This is a genomic window from Edaphobacillus lindanitolerans (assembly GCF_900156305.1).
Lineage (GTDB): Bacteria > Bacillota > Bacilli > Bacillales_A > Planococcaceae > Bhargavaea > Bhargavaea lindanitolerans.
This window is the reverse complement of the sequence record NZ_FTPL01000003.1, coordinates 1-17,590: the sequence shown is the minus strand read 5'-3', so window position 1 is coordinate 17,590 and position 17,590 is coordinate 1. Positions and strand designations below refer to the sequence as shown.

Sequence of the window (17,590 nt, the reverse complement as noted above, 5' to 3'; positions counted from 1 at the left end):
AAGGAGTCACTTCTTTTTCGGTATCCTGACCGTGATCTTATAGAAATCTTCTTCGTCCTCTTCTTCGGTCTTCAGATGGATCCCGCTCTGTTTGACGAGGGAGAGCGACTGGCGGATGGTATTGAGCGCAATCCGGACGTCTTTGCTCACGGCCTTCCGCTTTGTCTTCGGCTTTTTCTCTTCTTCCTCCTCGTCTTCCTCAGGATTGAGGATTTGATGGATCCTTTCTTCCAACTGCTTGACGTTGTACTCCTGCTCCTTTATTTCTTCAAAAAGCTGCAGCTGGAGTTCTTCGTCTTTCAGTGCAAGAAGAGAGCGGGCATGACGCTCGGAGATCTGCCGGTCGAGGATTCCCCGCCGGACCGGATCCGGAAGCTTCAGCAGCCGGAGCTTGTTGGCCACGGTCGACTGTCCCTTGCCGAGCCGCTGGGCAAGCGCCTCCTGTGTAAGCGAATGGAGCTTCAGCAATTTGTCGTAGGCCATCGCCTCTTCGATCGCCGTCAGTTCCTCCCGCTGAAGGTTTTCGATCAGTGCGACGGAGGCCGTTTCCTTGTCGTCCATGTCCCGGACGATGGCGGGCACTTCCGACCATTTCAGCTTCTTCATCGCACGGTAGCGCCGCTCTCCGGCGATGATTTCATATTTCCCGTCTTCGATCGGCCGGACGACAATCGGCTGGATCACACCATGAATATTGATCGTCCTGGCCAGTTCGTCGATTTTTTCTTCATCAAAAATCGTTCTTGGCTGAAATCGGTTCGGTATGATATCGGCAAGCGGAACCTTGATGACATCCTCGGATCGCTCTGCCGTGTCCGTCTCAAGCAACTCTTCTTTTTCGCTGTTCCCGAAAAATCGTGAGAACGTGCTCTTCAAACCGGGCACCCCCTTGTGGACATCCTAGCTCTTTAATCAATTCGATAAGCAGCTTGGAAATCCTTCAATCGCGTTTCACGTGAAACAATTATCTGACGAGCGGCTGCTTGCCGGGCGTTCCTGGCTTTCTCGGATACTTTTTCGGTGTCTTGGCCACTTTATCAAAAACAAATATATTTCGTTCGCTTTCTTCAACCGGCAGGAGGAACGAGTAGGAATCGGACAATCGGCCGCCGAGTGTCTTCACGGCGAATTGCGCTTCATCCAATTCCTCCTCAGCGGCGGCAGCCTTCATGGAGATGAACCGGCCCCCTTCTTTGACGAGCGGGAGGCAGAGCTCCGCAAGAACCGGAAGACGGGCGACTGCACGGGCGGTCACAACGTCGAATGCTTCGCGGAACTCCGGATTGCGTCCGGCTTCTTCAGCACGGGCGTGAACGAACCTGACCCCGTCGAGTCCAAGCTCTGTCCCGAGTTCATTGAGGAACGTGATCCGTTTGTTCAGCGAATCGATGATCGTCACCCGTAGTTCCGGGAAGCATATTTTCAGCGGGATGCTCGGAAAACCTGCACCCGCACCGACGTCGCAGACGGTGAGCTTCCCGTCAAACGGCGTACGGAACGCGACACTCACGGAATCCAGGAAATGCTTGAGGTACACCTGGTCCCGGTCCGTAATGGCGGTCAGATTCATTTTCTCGTTCCATTCGACGAGCAGCTCGTAATACCGCCGGAATTGACGGATCTGCTCTTCGCTGAGTTCGATGCCCCGCTCGGCAAGATGGCGGAGGAATTGTTCTTCGTTCATGACGGTGCCCCTTCCATGGCACGGGCCGATGCGAATTCTTTCACATCGGCCCGTTTTGCCCGTATTTGATTGATCAGCTGGATACTTTCGCAATTTTACCATGTTCGATATAGACAAGGAGGATCGAGATGTCAGCCGGGTTGACCCCGGAAATCCGGGAAGCCTGGGCGATGGAGAGCGGACGCACTTCCTTGAGGTTGTGACGGGCCTCCGATGCGATGCCCTGGATGGCGTCATAGTCGATGTCTTCCGGAATCTTCTTGTCTTCCATCTTTTTAAGCCGTTCCACCTGCTGCATCGATTTGTCGATATAGCCCTCGTACTTGATCTGGATTTCCACCTGCTCCTTCACGTCATCCGGCAACGCGACCGGAGAAGGCGTGGCGCCTTCAACGAGTCCGTAATGGATTTCCGGACGCTTGAGCAGATCCGACGCATGGACGGCTTCCTTCAGTTCGGTTCCCCCGATTTCGCGGATGGCGTTTTGGATCGTTTCATCCGGCTTCAGGACGACGGACCGGAGGCGCCTGATTTCGTCTTCGATCATTGTCTTTTTCTCCATGAACGCTGCGTAGCGCTCCTCACTCTGCATGCCGATCCGGTAGCCGAGCTCGGTCAGCCGGAGATCCGCGTTGTCATGGCGGAGGAGAAGGCGGTATTCGGCGCGGGAAGTGAGCAGCCGGTAAGGCTCGCTCGTCCCTTTCGTCACAAGGTCATCGATGAGGACGCCGATATACGCATCGGAACGGCTCAGAATGACTTCATCCTGTCCAAGCACGCGGGCTGCGGCATTGATGCCGGCCATGATGCCCTGCGCGGCCGCTTCTTCGTAGCCGCTCGTCCCGTTGATCTGGCCGGCGGTGTAGAGACCGCGGATCCGCTTCGTCTCAAGCGTCGGCCAGAGCTGTGTCGGCACGATGGCGTCGTACTCGATTGCATAGCCGGCCCGCATCATTTCGGCTTTTTCAAGACCCGGGACCGTTTCGAGGAGCCGCCGCTGGACATGTTCAGGCAGGCTGGTCGACAGTCCCTGCACATACACTTCGCGCGTGTTGCGGCCTTCCGGCTCCAGGAAGATCTGGTGCCGCGGCTTGTCCGCAAACCGGACGATCTTGTCTTCGATCGACGGGCAGTAGCGCGGTCCCTTGCCTTTGATCATGCCCGAGTACATCGGGGAAAGGTGAAGGTTCTCGTTGATGATTTCGTGTGTTTCAGCCGTAGTATACGTCAGCCAGCACGGCAGCTGGTCCGTGATGAATTCCGTGGTCTCGTAGCTGAAGGCACGCGGTTCCTCGTCTCCTGGCTGTATCTCCGTCTTGCTGTAGTCGATCGTCCGGCTATTGACGCGCGGCGGCGTACCGGTCTTGAACCGGACCAGGTCGAAACCGAGCGCTTCCAAGTTTTCCGCCAGTCCGATCGACGGCTGCTGGTGGTTCGGACCGCTCGAGTATTTCAGGTCGCCGATGATGATCTCTCCGCGGAGGAAAGTCCCGGTTGTCACGACGACCGTGTCCGCACGGTAAACCGCGCCGACCTGCGTGATGACGCCCCTGATCTCATCATCCTCGATGATCAATTCTTCGACGATCCCCTGGTGAAGCAGGAGATTTTCCTGTTCCTCCAGAAGCCGCTTCATCTCCTGCTGATAAAGCACTTTGTCGGCCTGTGCACGGAGTGCACGGACGGCAGGCCCTTTCCCGGTGTTCAGCATGCGCATCTGAATATGCGTTTTGTCGATCACTTTCCCCATTGCACCGCCGAGTGCGTCGATTTCGCGCACAACGATCCCTTTGGCCGGACCGCCGATCGACGGATTGCACGGCATGAAGGCGATCATATCGAGGTTCATCGTGAGCATGAGTGTCTTTGCGCCCATCTTCGCGGCCGCGAGTCCGGCTTCCACGCCGGCATGGCCCGCTCCGATGACGATTACGTCGAACTTGCCTGCTTCGAATTGCGGCATGTTCGTCACCCTTCCTGATTTAAGAATATATAAAGCCGGTTATGACCGGCATTGGTTCATTTTCCGAGGCAGAACTGCGAGAACAACTGGTTGATGAGACTGTCCTGCAAGGTGTCGCCGACAATTTCACCGAGGATTTCCCATGCACGGGTCACATCGATCTGCACCATGTCCACAGGAACTCCCGACTCGGCCGCGACGATTGCATCCTCCACGGCTTGGCGGGCGTTGTGGAGAAGGGACACATGACGGGCGTTGGATACGTATGTCATATCCTGCGATCCGGTATGGCCGCCGAAGAACATCGAGGCGATCGCTTCTTCGAGTTCGTCGACCCCTTCATCCTGAAGGAGGGAAGTGGTAACGAGCGGTGCGCCGGGCGCCTGCTTCCGGATCTCATCAAAATCCACCATGCGCGGAAGATCGGTTTTGTTCGCCACGATGATGACGTCCATCCCGCGGACCGCTTCAAACAGCCGCATGTCCTCTTCGGAAAGCCCTTCGGAGCTGTTCAGGACGAGCAGGATGAGATCGGCTTCCTTCAGGACTTTCCGGGAACGCTCGACACCGATCCGTTCAACGATATCTTCCGTTTCACGGATGCCGGCCGTATCGACGAGTTTAAGCGGCACGCCTCTGACGTTCACATATTCCTCGATGATGTCGCGAGTCGTTCCGGCAATATCCGTGACGATTGCCTTGTTTTCCTGCAGAAGGCTGTTGAGCAGGGATGATTTCCCGACGTTCGGACGCCCGATGATCGCAGTGGACAGCCCTTCCCGCAGGATCTTGCCCTGTCCGGATGTCCGGATGAGCTGGTCGATCTCCGATTTCACCCACGTGCACTTTTCCACCAGCACCGGAAGCGTCATTTCTTCCACATCGTCATACTCCGGATAGTCAATGTTCACCTCTACCTGGGCAAGCGTCTCGATGAGCGCCTGCCGGAGGCTGCCGATCAGCCGGGACAGCCGCCCTTCCATCTGCCCGAGCGCCACATCCATCGCCCGGTCCGTCTTTGCACGGATCAGGTCGATGACCGCCTCCGCCTGTGACAGGTCAATCCGGCCGTTAAGGAACGCCCGTTTCGTGAATTCACCGGGTTCTGCCAGCCGTGCGCCGCTCCTGAGCGCAAGTTCAAGCACCCGGTTCACCGACACGAGGCCGCCGTGGCAATTGATCTCCACCACATCTTCCCTCGTGAACGTCTTCGGTGCCTTCATGAGCGACACCATCACTTCTTCCGCAACCGAGCCGGTTTTGGGGTCGACGAGGTGTCCGTAATGAATCGTATGGGAGGCCATCTCCGACAGCGGCTTCCCCGAGGGCGCACGGAACAGTTTGTCCGTGATGGCGACCGCCTCATCCCCGCTCAGGCGGACGATGGCAATCGCCCCTTCGCCCATCGGTGTGGATATCGCCGCAATCGTATCAAATTCCATCCTGGCCACCCTCTCTCCTTCTATATGTCCGGCGGTGCGCAGCCAAATGCCTTCAAAGCTGATTTGGGGCGACCGCTTTTCTCTGTCCACATGTGGATAACCTGCAGGCAGGCATGGTTATCTAACGTAATATAGTACCATAAATGCGTCCATTTAAAAAGTGGCGCTTTCCGGAAAACTGCAGGAAGCCCTCCGGCAGGCCCCAAGCCGGCCATTCTGCCCTGATTCCGAAGAATAGCCGCTGCAGGGCAAACAGCCACCAATCCGCACACAAAAAGCCGGTCAGCTATGGCTGACCGGCTTTTCATGGATACCTGGTTCATTTATGCGGTTCGATAACGAGGTGACGATGCGGCTCCTTGCCCTCGGAGTGCGTATCGACGTCAAACCGTTCCGAAAGCACATGGTGGATGATCTTGCGCTCGCTTGACGGCATCGGTTCAAGCGCGACCCTCCGGCCTGTCCGGACCGCCTGGTCGGCCTTCCGCTCCGCGAGGATTTCAAGTGTTTCTTTTCTCCTCAGCCGGTAGTCTCCCGCATCCACGGTGACAAGAAGGAACTGTTTCGCGTAATTGTTGGCCACTACCTGGACGAGTTGCTGAAGGGCGTTGAGCGTCTGTCCGCGCTTGCCGATCAGAAGTGCCGCATCCGGGCTGTGGAGGCTGAACTCGAGGTTCTTTCCGTCGAGCATGTGGACCACCTTCACGTCCTTTGCCCCCATCTCCATGGCGACCGCCCTCAGATAATCGGCGGTATCCGCAATCGCTTCATCAAGCAGCCGGATGTCCTCTTCGGGATCAGGATGGTCCGGCTCCCCGGGACGGACCGGCTCCAGCGGCTCCGCTGCCACAACAGGGCTGACCGGCCCCGTCATATCCGCCTTGCCGCCCGCCGACAGGTCCGGCACATCCGGCTCTCCGTGTTCTGCAAGGACTGTTTCCTCTGCTGCATGATCTTCCGGTGGCTCCGGCGCGGTCTGACCGGCCGGTTCCCCTGCCGGAACAGTCGGTGCCGGAGCTTCTTCCGCGGCGGTTCCGCCGGCCGTGCCCGCATGACCCTCCGCTTGTCCACCTGCCGGTTCCTCGATGCCGGCGGCCGTGACGCGCACCTTGGCATCCCTGGCACCAAATCCCAAAAACCCTTTTTTGCCTTCGTCAATGATGTCGATGCTCACTTCATCACGGGCGAGGCCGAGTTCTTTCAGCGCATTGGAGACTGCCTGATCGACCGTGGCGCCCGTCGCGACCGTCTGCTTCATTTTTTCTTACCTCCCGATTTGGGGCCGCCTTTCTTTCCGCCCTTGGCGGCTTTCGGCTGTCCGGCCGGCTTCGCGCCCTGCCGGTTCCCCTTGTTGGCTGCCGCGGCAGCGGCGGATTCCGACTTTTTCTCCCAAGGCTTATAAAGGAAGAGGTTCGTAATGAATGAGATGATGTTCCCGACAATCCAGTACAGCGTGAGCGCGGCCGGCAGGAATGTACCGAAGAAGAAGATCATGACCGGCATGAAATACATCATGACCTTCATCTGCGGATTGTCCATCGCAGGTCCGGTGCGGAGCACGATGAACTGCATGGCTGCCGCAAGAAACGCGAGAATGATGCTCGGTTCGGCGAGCTGGAAACCGAGGAAGCTGCCGAGCGTGATCTCCGGTGTCGCATTCATCCGGCTGATCGCATGATAGAAGCCGATGAGGATCGGCATCTGGACAATGACCGGGAAGCAGCCGGCGGCCGGGTTGACCTTCCGCTCCGACAGCAGCTGCTGGAACTCCTGCTGATATTTTTGCTGAGTGACTGCGTCTTTCGACTTGTATTTTGCCTGGAGCGCCTTGATCTCCGGCTGGATCTCCTGCATCCGTTTCGAGCTTTGCGTCTGCTTGATCATAAGCGGAAGGAGCACTAGGCGGATGATGATTGTCACCGCGATGATCCCCAGCCCGTATGTCCCGAGCAGGTTCTTGAATGCCGTGATGATGGAGACGAGCGGCCAGACGATGAAGCGGTTCCAGAACCCTTCGCTGTCCTCGTAGATCGGTTCACTGAACTCGGTGCATCCCGCGAGGAATGAAGCGAGCAGTGCGACCATGAGGACGAGCAGCAACTTCTTCTTCAAAATCGTTCCCCCAGACTGATATCTTCTATTATTCTTCTGCCGGGCGGGTACTTCCCGCCCTTTCCCCCCATCGTAACATGGAGGCTGCCGGCGGTTCTACTTCTTTCTCAGCACTTTGGCGATCCGCATCACATGGATGAGGCTTTTCTTCGTCGTGTGGAAATCGATGGCCGCCGCCTGGTGGCGGGCGATGATGATATAGTCCATGTCCGGCCGAAGATCATCGCCGAGCTCGAGGATCGTCTGGCGGACATAGCGCTTGATCCGGTTGCGTGTGACGGCGTTGCCGATCTTCTTGGAGACCGAAATGCCGACCCGGAATTCCTGCTGGTCCTCTTTTCGCAAAGAATAGATGACGAATTGCCGGTTTGCGAACGACTTCCCCTTTTTGAACACCTTCTGGAAGTCTTCATTCTTCTTTACCCGCTGGTGTTTATTCATTCATTCCACACCCACCTGTTTCATTTACTTCTTGACCGGTGCACCTCCAGGCATTCTGCCCGGATCTTTGCTTCCTGCATCCGGTTTCTCGCTGCAAAACGAAAAAAAAGACCACTGAGTGATCAGTGGACTTATGCCGAAAGTACTTTTCTTCCTTTGCGACGGCGTGCTGCGAGGACGCGGCGGCCGCTCTTCGTTTTCATGCGTGCGCGGAATCCGTGTACTTTGCTGTGCTTACGTTTATTTGGTTGGTACGTGCGTTTCATCTATAAGACACCTCCTGGTCGTTGCCGATTAACTTCAGACAGTCTTGCATATTATAATTTAGCAACTTCCATCTGTCAACCATATCCGGCGGAAGTCTCCCCATCCCTCCGATCTGCCTCTCCCTTTGTTCAGGCATTTCCTTCTGTCCCCGCGGCCGTCCCGGATCCGGGAGTTATCCACGGCACGGCCCGGCACCCCTGTGAACACCATTCGACAAGAAAAAAGTTATGCACACCATTTATCGACAAGTTCCGCACAGCTCCACCCCTTGTGGATAAGCGGTTTGTGCACAGTTTCCGGCCGTGTGGATAAGTGCGGCGGAGTGTTGTGCTTTCCGGTTTTTTTTGTTACGATGTTGGAGCATAACTTTTCTCCGGAAATAGCCGGTAAAATTCTTATCCACAATTGTTAATATGTTGTGGATAATTTTTTCCGCGTTTTTTGATAAGCCCTATCCACAGCCTGTGGATTTGTGAGCAAATTCGCCGGCTTGATTGATATTCCGACAAAATAATAAGCAAAGGAGGCTATGTGTTGGAACAGTTCGAGGATTTATGGAACCAGGTGCTGGCCCGGGTGGAGCAGAAGATTTCCAAGCCGAGTTTCGAAACGTGGCTCAAATCGACCCGGATGATCGACTACCGGGGGGATACAGTCGTGATCGGCGCCCCCAACTCATTCACGAGGGACTGGCTTGAGAATCACTATGTCCAGCTCATTGCGGGCATTCTCGCCGAACTGACCGGCGAAGACGTACATATCCGCTTTACCGTGCCAAAAGATGTCGATGAAGAGCAGTTCGATATGCCAAAGCCGAACGCAAAGCCGAAGAACGGCCGCCATGTGGACCCGTCTCCCGGCATGCTCAACCCGAAGTACACGTTCGACACATTCGTGATCGGGAGCGGTAACCGGTTCGCCCATGCCGCTTCGCTGGCAGTTGCCGAAGCACCCGCCAAAGCCTATAACCCGCTCTTTATCTACGGGGGAGTCGGGCTTGGCAAGACGCACTTGATGCACGCCATCGGCCATTACGTCCGGGAGCATAATCCGGACTCCAAAGTCGTTTATCTGTCTTCCGAGAAGTTCACCAATGAGTTCATCAACTCGATCCGCGACAACGAGGCGGTCGAATTCCGCGATAAATACCGGAATGTCGATGTTCTTCTCATTGATGATATCCAGTTCATCGCCGGAAAAGAACAAACACAGGAAGAATTCTTCCACACATTCAATACGCTGCATGAATCGTCCAAGCAGATCGTCATTTCCAGTGACCGTCCGCCGAAGGAGATTCCGACGCTTGAGGATCGGCTGCGCTCCCGCTTCGAATGGGGCCTGATCACCGATATCACGCCGCCTGATCTGGAAACCCGGATCGCCATTCTCCGAAAAAAGGCGAAGGCGGACGGGCTTGTGGACGTTTCAAACGACGTCATGCTCTACATCGCCAACCAGATCGACACGAACATCCGGGAACTCGAAGGCGCGCTCATCCGGGTTGTCGCCTATTCCTCCCTCGTCAATGAGGACATTTCTCCGCAGCTGGCGGAAGAGGCGCTCAAGGACATCATTCCGAACGCACGGCCGCGCCAGGTGACCATCCTGGACATCCAGAAGGCGGTCGGAGAGCATTTTCACGTGCGCCTGGAAGACTTCTCTGCAAAAAAACGGACCAAGTCGATTGCATTCCCGCGTCAGATCGCGATGTATCTTTCACGCGAACTGACCGAATCCTCCCTGCCCAAAATCGGTGACGAATTTGGCGGCCGGGATCACTCAACGGTTATCCATGCCCATGAAAAGATCTCCAAAATGCTGAAGGAAGACGAAAATCTGCAGCAGGACGTCAAGGAGATCAAGGCGGCACTCGGCAAAAACTGAGTGTGGATAAGCCGCTTTTCGCGTGCACGCCGGTACACAGTTTGTGCACATGTGGACAACCTTGGCATCCGGGCGTCAACGGGGCTTATCCACAAATCCACAGGCCCTACTACTATTACTATTATTCTTTTTTACTTTTAAATTAAATATATATGCGGAGGTATGAAGATGAAATTTGAGATTGCGAGGGACCGGCTGATCGACGCCTTGAGTGATGTCATGAAGGCGGTCAGTTCAAAAGCCACTGTCCAGATCCTGACGGGGATTAAACTGGAAGTTGACGATGAAGGTCTCTACCTGACTGGGAGCGATTCCGATATCACGATCCGGACATTCGTTCCGGCAGAAGAGGATGGAGAGCAGCTGATCCGTACGGCCCGGGGAGGTTCGATCGTCCTCCAGGCAAAATACTTCAGCGAGATCGTACGGAAGCTCCCGACGAACGAAGTGGAGATCGAAGTGAGCAATCATCTCCAGACCCATATCCGGTCCGGCAAATCCGAATTCCATCTGATCGGCTCCGACGCCGATGATTATCCGCTGCTTCCCGAGATCGACGACGACCGGCATTTTGCGATTCCCGGAGACCTTCTGAAAACGATCATCCGGGAAACCGTATTTGCGGTGTCGACATCGGAAAGCCGGCCGGTCCTCACCGGTGTCCACTGGCAGGTGAAAGACGGGGAGCTCGTCTGCGTCGCAACGGACAGCCACCGGCTTGCAAGAAGAAAAACCCGGCTGGAAAACGCGCCCGAAGACGAATACAGCATCGTCATCCCGGGCAAGAGCCTCCAGGAGCTCAATAAGATCCTGGCTGATTCCGGAGATCCGGTCGGCATCACGATGAGCAACAAGCAGGTACTGTTCCGTGCGGGGCATGTCCTTTTCTATTCACGGCTGCTTGAAGGGAACTATCCGGACACGTCCCGGCTCATCCCGTCGGAATACAAGACGGACATCACCGTGAACGGACGGACGCTCCTGCAGTCGATTGACCGCGCATCGCTCCTCGCCAGGGAAGAACGCAACAATGTCGTCCGCTTCATGGCGGAGGGGGGCAATACGGTCGAGATCTCGTCCAATTCACCGGAGATCGGGAAAGTCGAGGAACTTGTCGAAACCTCTTCGATCGAAGGCGAAGACCTCAAAATCTCGTTCAGCGCGAAATACATGATGGATGCGCTCCGTGCAATCGAAGGGCAGGACATCGTCATCCGGTTCTCGGGCTCCATGCGTCCGTTTGTACTCAAATCGGTCGAAGACGACACGCTCCTCCAACTGATCCTTCCGGTCCGCACGTACTGAGGACGAGGCGGTCAGAGAACAGCACGATTCACTGCAAAAGGGACGGCCGGCACGCCGTCCCTTTTGCTTATTGGGGAACATCCGATAAGATTAAGGAAACACGTGAATAGCCGGCAGGACCCGGCAGGCAGAAGACGGAACGAGGAAAGGCGGTAAGCGATCATGGAACAGTTGGAGATCGAAGGTGAATTCATCACACTCGGCCAGGCTTTGAAAATGACCAATACGATCGGCTCGGGCGGCATGGCGAAATGGTTCCTTTCGGAAAATCCGGTCTACGTGAACGGCGAACAGGAAAACCGGCGCGGAAAGAAACTGCGCGACGGGGACATCCTCAATATCCCGGGGACGGGCCGATTCCGGGTGACAGGAGCATCCGCGGGGTCCGCCGATGCACATTGATGAACTGAAGCTGACCAACTACCGGAATTACGAGAAGCTCGCTCTTTCGTTCTCCCCGCAGATCAACGTGTTCATCGGTGAGAACGCACAGGGGAAAACAAATGTCATGGAAGCGATCTATGTGCTTGCGATGGCCAAATCGCACCGGACATCCAATGATCGTGAATTGATACGCTGGGGCGCGGATTATGGTAAAATAGAAGGAGTGGTGGAGCGGAAATACGGACCGTTTCCACTTGAGCTGGTTCTCTCGAAAAAAGGCAAGAAGGCAAAGGTCAACCACCTGGAACAGCACCGCCTCAGCGACTATATCGGGCAGCTGAACGTCGTGATGTTCGCGCCGGAGGACCTGCATCTGATCAAGGGCAGCCCTCAGGTGCGCCGGCGTTTTTTGGATATGGAGATCGGCCAGGTTTCCCGGGTGTATCTCCATGACCTGCTTTCATTCCAAAAAGTGCTCCGGCAGCGGAATTCGATCCTTCGGGCAAACCAGGGCCGAAACGGACTGCAAGATGTCATGTTTGATGTCTATACTGAGCAGTACATCGAGCTGGCCGTCCAGATCATGAGAAAGCGGTTTGCCTTTGCCGAGCTGCTCCAGAAATGGGCGGAACCGATCCATGCCGGCATTTCCCGCGGCAAGGAGGAGCTCCGGGTGATCTATGAGCCGCTCAAGGGCATCAGCCCCGACCAGTCGGCAGGGGAGATGGCCGAGCGTCTGGGATCTAGGCTTGCCGAGCTGAAGAGCCGCGAGCTGGAGCGGGGCGTGACGCTTGCCGGACCGCACAGGGACGATCTGACCTTCCTCGTGAACGGGCACAACGTCCAGACATACGGTTCCCAGGGCCAGCAGCGGACGGCGGCCCTTTCGCTGAAGCTGGCTGAAATCGAGCTGCTGAAGCAGGAAACCGGCGAGTCCCCGGTTCTTCTCCTGGACGATGTCCTGTCCGAACTGGACGACTACCGCCAGTCCCATCTCCTGAATACGATACAGGGACAGGTCCAGACGTTCGTCACGACGACGAACATCGGCGGCATCAATCATGAAACGATCCGGCAGGCCGAACTGTATCATGTCGAGGCAGGGAAGGCCTCAGCGGAAAAGAAAGACGTCTGAACGCGCGGAGGCATGGCCTGCCGCGGGTTTTCACTCATATAGGGATTGCTGCACAAGGTTTTGGGTCATGAAAGGGCAGGTGAGCGGAAATTGGCGATGGATGAAAACCATCTTCACGAAAATGACTACGGAGCGGATCAGATCCAGGTCCTCGAAGGCTTGGAGGCAGTCCGCAAACGCCCCGGCATGTATATCGGGACGACAAGTTCCAAAGGGCTGCACCACCTGGTCTGGGAAATCGTCGACAACAGCATCGACGAGGCACTGGCAGGCTACTGCGACCATATCGAGGTATACATCGAGAAAGACAACTGGATCCGCGTCCAGGACAACGGCCGGGGGATCCCGGTCGGCATCCAGGAAAAGACGGGACGTCCGGCGGTAGAGGTCATCATGACCGTCCTGCATGCGGGCGGCAAGTTCGGCGGCGGGGGCTATAAAGTGTCGGGCGGCCTCCACGGCGTCGGCGCCTCTGTCGTCAATGCGCTGTCCGAGCGGACCGAAGTGACGGTTGCGCGCGACGGACACTCGTATTTCATTGCGTTTGAACGGGGACATATCATCGAAGAACTGCACGTGATCGGAGACACCGATGAAACCGGCACGATGACCCGCTTCAAGGCGGACCCCGAGATCTTCACCGAAACGACCGTTTATGAATATGACATCCTGGCGCACCGGCTCCAGGAACTCGCCTACCTCAACCGCGGCCTCCGGATCTCGATCACCGACGAACGCGGCGAAGAGCAGCGGAGCGACTCGTTCCACTATGAAGGCGGGATCAAGTCGTACGTCCAGCATATCAACGAGAACAAGGAACCCATCCATGAGGAACCGATCTTCATCGAGGGGGAGAAAGACGGCATCTCGATCGAGATTGCGATGCAGTACAATGCCGGATACGCGGCCAATCTGTTCTCGTTTGCGAACAACATCAACACGTACGAAGGCGGGACGCACGAATCCGGATTCAAGACGGCGCTGACCCGTGTCATCAATGACTATGCGAGGAAAAACGGGCTTGTGAAGGAAAATGAGCCGAACCTTTCCGGAGATGACGTACGGGAAGGACTGACTGCGATCGTCTCGGTCAAGCACCCGGATCCCCAGTTTGAGGGCCAGACGAAGACGAAGCTCGGAAACTCCGAGGTGAGCCAGATCGTCAACACCCTCTTCTCCACGGGGCTCGAGCGGTTCCTGCTCGAACATCCGACCGGTGCCCGGACGATCGTCGACAAGGGGCTCATGGCGGCAAGGGCCCGCATAGCGGCCAAGAAGGCCCGGGAGTTCACCCGCAGGAAATCGGCCCTCGAAGTGTCCAGCCTGCCGGGCAAGCTTGCCGACTGCTCTTCCCGGGATCCGTCCATCAGCGAACTGTACATCGTCGAAGGGGACTCCGCGGGAGGGTCTGCCAAGAATGGCCGGGACCGCCACTTCCAGGCGATCCTGCCGCTGCGCGGGAAGATCCTGAACGTGGAGAAGGCCCATATGAACCGGATCCTCGGAAACGCCGAGATCCGCGCCATGATCACGGCGCTCGGAACGGGGATCGGAGACGAATTCACGCTTGAAAAGGCTCGGTATCATAAGCTGATCATCATGACGGATGCGGATGTCGACGGCGCCCATATCCGGACGCTTCTCCTGACATTCTTCTTCCGCTTCATGCGGCCGCTCATCGAAGCCGGATATGTATACATCGCCCAGCCGCCGCTCTATCAGGTGAAGCAGGGCAAGACGGTGGAATACTGCTACAACGATGCCGAACTCCAGGAAATCCTGGGGCGGCTTCCCCAAGTTCCGAAGCCGGTCATCCAGCGCTACAAGGGACTCGGGGAGATGGACGCGACCCAGCTGTGGGATACGACGATGGACCCTGAACACCGGACGCTGCTCCAGGTCTCCCTCGAGGATGCACTCGATGCGGATGCCACGTTTGAACAGCTGATGGGAGATGAAGTGGGCCCGCGCCGGCAGTTCATCGAAGAAAACGCGGAATACGTGAAGAATCTGGATATTTGAGGTTTTTGAAAGGAGTCAACTACCATGGCAGACACGCCGAATCGTGGCGTCCAGCGCATCAACATCAGTACGGAGATGAAAACCTCGTTCCTTGACTACGCGATGAGTGTCATCGTATCGCGTGCGCTGCCGGATGTGCGTGACGGGCTGAAGCCGGTGCACCGGCGCATCCTGTATGCGATGCAGGATCTCGGGAACACCGCGGACAAACCATACAAGAAGTCTGCCCGCATCGTCGGCGACGTCATCGGTAAATACCACCCGCACGGCGACAGTGCCGTCTACGATACGATGGTCAGGATGGCGCAGGACTTCAACTACCGGTATATGCTCGTGGACGGGCACGGCAACTTCGGGTCGATCGACGGAGACTCGGCGGCGGCCATGCGATACACCGAATCGCGCATGTCGAAGATCGCGGCGGAGATGCTGCGCGACATCAACAAGAACACGATCGACTACCAGCCGAACTATGACGGCCAGGAGAAAGAGCCGATTGTGCTTCCGAGCCGGTTCCCGAACCTGCTCGTCAACGGCACGTCCGGCATCGCGGTCGGCATGGCGACGAACATCCCTCCCCATCATCTCGGAGAAACGATTGACGCCGTGCTCGCGTTGGCGGACAATCCGGCAATCACGACGGAAGAACTGATGGAAATCGTGCCGGGGCCGGACTTTCCGACCGGCGGGATCATCCTTGGGCGGAGCGGAATCCGCCGCGCCTATGAAACCGGGCGGGGATCGATCCTCACGCGAGGCAAGGTGGAAATCGAAACGGCATCGAATGGCAAGGAGACGATCCTCGTCCATGAGCTCCCGTACCAGGTGAACAAAGCGCGGCTCATCGAGAAGATCGCAGAACTCGTCCGTGAAAAGCGGATTGACGGCATCACCGACCTCCGCGACGAATCCGACCGGACCGGCATGAGGATCGTCATGGAAGTGCGCCGAGACGCAAACGCGCACGTCATCGTCAATAACCTGTACAAGCATACCGCCCTGCAGACGAGTTTCGGCATCAACATGCTGGCGCTTGTCGGCGGCCAGCCGAAGGTGCTCGGCCTGAAACAGATCCTGTTCCACTATCTGGAGCACCAGAAGGAAGTCGTGACGCGCAGGACCCGGTTTGAACTCAACAAGGCGGAGGACCGGGCGCATATCCTCGAAGGTCTGCGCATTGCGCTTGACCATATCGATGAAATCATCGCGCTGATCCGCGCCTCGAAAAACACCGACGAGGCAAAGGCTGCGCTCATGGAGCGTTTCAATCTGTCGGAGCGGCAGTCCCAGGCGATCCTGGACATGCGTCTCCAGCGCCTGACCGGCCTGGAGCGCGACAAGATCGAAGAAGAGTACAAAGAGCTCAAGATCCTGATCGAGGAACTCCGCGCAATTTTGGCGGACGAGCACAAACTGCTTGCCCTGATCAAAGAGGAACTGTTCGAAGTGAAAGAGCGCTTCTCGGATAACCGGCGCACGGAGATCACATCCGGCGGCTCCGAGATGCTTGAAGACGAGGACCTCATCCCTGTTGAGAATTCTGTTCTGACCCTTACACACAACGGCTATATCAAGCGGCTGCCCGCCAGCACATACCGGAGCCAGCGGCGCGGCGGCCGGGGCGTGCAGGGCATGGGCACGAACGACGATGACTTCGTCGAGCACATGCTTTACACGTCCACCCACGACCGGATCCTGTTCTTTACGAACAACGGAAAAGTCTACCGGCTGAAGGGCTATGAAATTCCCGAATTCAGCCGCACGGCGAAAGGTCTTCCGATCATCAACCTGCTCGGACTCGACAAAGGGGAACAGGTCACGGCGATGCTCCGGGTCGATGAATACGACGAAGAAGCCTTCCTTGTCTTTGCAACGAAGCAGGGGGTTGCGAAGCGGACCCCGGTCAGTCATTTTGCCAACATCCGGTCCAACGGTCTGATCGCCCTGTCGCTCCGGGAAGAGGACGAGCTCATCGCCGTCAAGATGACCGACGGACAGAAAGACATCGTCATCGGCACGCGGGACGGCATGCTCATCCGGTTCGATGAAGAAGATCTGCGTCCGATGGGGCGGAGTGCAACGGGCGTCCGGGGCATCCGTCTGCGCGGGGACGACCATGTCGTGGGCATGGACGTCATCGATGAAGGACAGGAAATCCTCGTCGTCACGGAGCAGGGCTTCGGTAAACGGACGCCTGAATCCGAATACCGAAACCAGACGCGCGGAGGCTATGGACTGAAAACCGTCCACGTCACTGACCGCAACGGCCCGCTCATCTCCATGAAGGCGATCGACGGCACGGAAGACATCATGCTGATCACCATCCACGGCATCCTCATCCGGATGGATGTCGCGGACATCTCGGTGATCGGCCGGATCACGCAGGGTGTCCGGCTCATCCGGCTCGGCGAGGGTGAACAGGTCGCGACAGTGGCCAAAGTCGAGAAGGAAGAAGAAGAGGACATGCCTGAAGGCGAGATGGAAGACGTGCTGGAGGAACAGTTCGACGATCCGGAGAAGCTGGAGCCTGAATCCGCCGTCGACGACGAATTCCCGTCGATCGGGGAAGATGAAGAAGACTTCAGCGAACCGGAAGATGAACAAGAGACAGAAACAGAAGAGGAATAAGATGGTGCAGAGAGCCGGCTGGTGAAGCCGGCTCTTTTTCTTTCGGGAATATATTTTAAAAAAGGGGTTGCGCCTGGGCGTCATAGCAAGTATACTAGGGAAGTTGCTTTTAAAGCCGGCCGTTCAGCTGGCAAGAATCAATCGGAATAAAACAGATTAAATTTCTTGTTGACATTCCACGGCGACGATGATAATATAGTAAAGCGGTCGACGAGAGAGACTGCCGCGAACTGAACCTTGAAAACTGAACAGCAAAACGCTGATAAAACTGTTCCCGGAACCCGGCCCCGTCGGGCGAACGGAACAACTGATTCGGACATATC

The 17,590-nt window shown here is 56.7% G+C and carries 14 protein-coding genes; 6 read left to right on the top strand and 8 right to left on the bottom strand.

Annotated elements, in window-relative coordinates; translation table 11 throughout:
* Positions 1 to 6: 6 nt before the first annotated feature.
* The 8 genes from noc to rpmH form a co-directional block, all read right to left on the bottom strand.
* The gene (gene noc / locus B0B07_RS09435) at positions 7 to 876 is read right to left on the bottom strand and encodes a nucleoid occlusion protein (RefSeq protein WP_076758492.1); all 870 of its coding nucleotides are present in this window, start codon (positions 874 to 876) and stop codon (positions 7 to 9) included.
* 88 nt (positions 877 to 964) lie between these two features.
* Positions 965 to 1,684, bottom strand: coding sequence for a 16S rRNA (guanine(527)-N(7))-methyltransferase RsmG (rsmG, locus tag B0B07_RS09430; RefSeq protein WP_076758490.1), 720 nt, complete (start codon positions 1,682 to 1,684; stop codon positions 965 to 967).
* Between the two features lie 73 nt (positions 1,685 to 1,757).
* A complete protein-coding gene (gene mnmG, locus B0B07_RS09425; protein ID WP_076758488.1) occupies positions 1,758 to 3,647 on the bottom strand; it encodes a tRNA uridine-5-carboxymethylaminomethyl(34) synthesis enzyme MnmG in 1,890 nt (629 codons plus the stop codon).
* A 56-nt stretch (positions 3,648 to 3,703) separates the two neighbouring features.
* A complete protein-coding gene (mnmE, locus tag B0B07_RS09420) occupies positions 3,704 to 5,089 on the bottom strand; it encodes a tRNA uridine-5-carboxymethylaminomethyl(34) synthesis GTPase MnmE (protein ID WP_076758486.1) in 1,386 nt (461 codons plus the stop codon).
* A 319-nt stretch (positions 5,090 to 5,408) separates the two neighbouring features.
* Positions 5,409 to 6,347: an RNA-binding cell elongation regulator Jag/EloR gene (gene jag / locus B0B07_RS15430; protein WP_076758484.1), complete on the bottom strand. Its 939-nt coding sequence runs from the start codon at positions 6,345 to 6,347 to the stop codon at positions 5,409 to 5,411.
* A complete protein-coding gene (gene yidC, locus B0B07_RS09410) occupies positions 6,344 to 7,201 on the bottom strand; it encodes a membrane protein insertase YidC (protein WP_076758482.1) in 858 nt (285 codons plus the stop codon). The genes jag and yidC overlap by 4 nt, the downstream gene beginning before the upstream one ends.
* A 96-nt stretch (positions 7,202 to 7,297) precedes the next feature.
* A complete protein-coding gene (gene rnpA, locus B0B07_RS09405; protein WP_076758480.1) occupies positions 7,298 to 7,642 on the bottom strand; it encodes a ribonuclease P protein component in 345 nt (114 codons plus the stop codon).
* 131 nt (positions 7,643 to 7,773) lie between these two features.
* Positions 7,774 to 7,908 (bottom strand): 50S ribosomal protein L34, encoded by a 135-nt coding sequence (rpmH, locus tag B0B07_RS09400; protein ID WP_076758479.1) that lies wholly within the window; start codon positions 7,906 to 7,908, stop codon positions 7,774 to 7,776.
* A gap of 535 nt (positions 7,909 to 8,443) precedes the next feature.
* Between rpmH and dnaA the strand changes: the two genes are divergently transcribed.
* The 6 genes from dnaA (at position 8,444) to gyrA (ending at position 17,267) form a co-directional block, all read left to right on the top strand.
* Entirely contained in the window at positions 8,444 to 9,793 is a 1,350-nt protein-coding gene (dnaA, locus tag B0B07_RS09395) for a chromosomal replication initiator protein DnaA (RefSeq protein ID WP_076758477.1), read from the top strand.
* 168 nt (positions 9,794 to 9,961) lie between these two features.
* The gene (gene dnaN, locus B0B07_RS09390) at positions 9,962 to 11,098 is read left to right on the top strand and encodes a DNA polymerase III subunit beta (RefSeq protein WP_076758476.1); all 1,137 of its coding nucleotides are present in this window, start codon (positions 9,962 to 9,964) and stop codon (positions 11,096 to 11,098) included.
* A 162-nt stretch (positions 11,099 to 11,260) separates the two neighbouring features.
* Positions 11,261 to 11,500 carry a S4 domain-containing protein YaaA gene (gene yaaA, locus B0B07_RS09385; protein WP_076758474.1) on the top strand — a complete coding sequence of 80 codons (240 nt, stop codon included), beginning with the start codon at positions 11,261 to 11,263 and terminating at the stop codon, positions 11,498 to 11,500.
* A complete protein-coding gene (gene recF / locus B0B07_RS09380) occupies positions 11,490 to 12,617 on the top strand; it encodes a DNA replication/repair protein RecF (protein ID WP_076758472.1) in 1,128 nt (375 codons plus the stop codon). Before yaaA ends, recF begins: the two co-directional genes overlap by 11 nt.
* A 96-nt stretch (positions 12,618 to 12,713) precedes the next feature.
* Positions 12,714 to 14,639, top strand: a complete 1,926-nt coding sequence (gyrB, locus tag B0B07_RS09375) for a DNA topoisomerase (ATP-hydrolyzing) subunit B (RefSeq protein ID WP_076759231.1) — start codon at positions 12,714 to 12,716, stop codon at positions 14,637 to 14,639.
* Between the two features lie 24 nt (positions 14,640 to 14,663).
* On the top strand, positions 14,664 to 17,267 hold the full coding sequence (gene gyrA / locus B0B07_RS09370) for a DNA gyrase subunit A (RefSeq protein ID WP_076758470.1): 2,604 nt from the start codon (positions 14,664 to 14,666) through the stop codon (positions 17,265 to 17,267).
* Positions 17,268 to 17,590: the final 323 nt, after the last annotated feature.

What these genes read in the sequence shown, in the direction of transcription:
- jag (WP_076758484.1), bottom strand. Translation starts at nt 6,347, where the DNA reads ATGAAGCAGACGGTCGCGACGGGCGCCACGGTCGATCAGGCAGTCTCC.
- dnaN (WP_076758476.1), top strand. Translation starts at nt 9,962, where the DNA reads ATGAAATTTGAGATTGCGAGGGACCGGCTGATCGACGCCTTGAGTGAT.
- mnmE (WP_076758486.1), bottom strand. Translation starts at nt 5,089, where the DNA reads ATGGAATTTGATACGATTGCGGCGATATCCACACCGATGGGCGAAGGG.
- recF (WP_076758472.1), top strand. Translation starts at nt 11,490, where the DNA reads ATGCACATTGATGAACTGAAGCTGACCAACTACCGGAATTACGAGAAG.
- rsmG (WP_076758490.1), bottom strand. Translation starts at nt 1,684, where the DNA reads ATGAACGAAGAACAATTCCTCCGCCATCTTGCCGAGCGGGGCATCGAA.
- gyrA (WP_076758470.1), top strand. Translation starts at nt 14,664, where the DNA reads ATGGCAGACACGCCGAATCGTGGCGTCCAGCGCATCAACATCAGTACG.
- rpmH (WP_076758479.1), bottom strand. Translation starts at nt 7,908, where the DNA reads ATGAAACGCACGTACCAACCAAATAAACGTAAGCACAGCAAAGTACAC.
- rnpA (WP_076758480.1), bottom strand. Translation starts at nt 7,642, where the DNA reads ATGAATAAACACCAGCGGGTAAAGAAGAATGAAGACTTCCAGAAGGTG.
- yaaA (WP_076758474.1), top strand. Translation starts at nt 11,261, where the DNA reads ATGGAACAGTTGGAGATCGAAGGTGAATTCATCACACTCGGCCAGGCT.
- mnmG (WP_076758488.1), bottom strand. Translation starts at nt 3,647, where the DNA reads ATGCCGCAATTCGAAGCAGGCAAGTTCGACGTAATCGTCATCGGAGCG.
- gyrB (WP_076759231.1), top strand. Translation starts at nt 12,714, where the DNA reads ATGGATGAAAACCATCTTCACGAAAATGACTACGGAGCGGATCAGATC.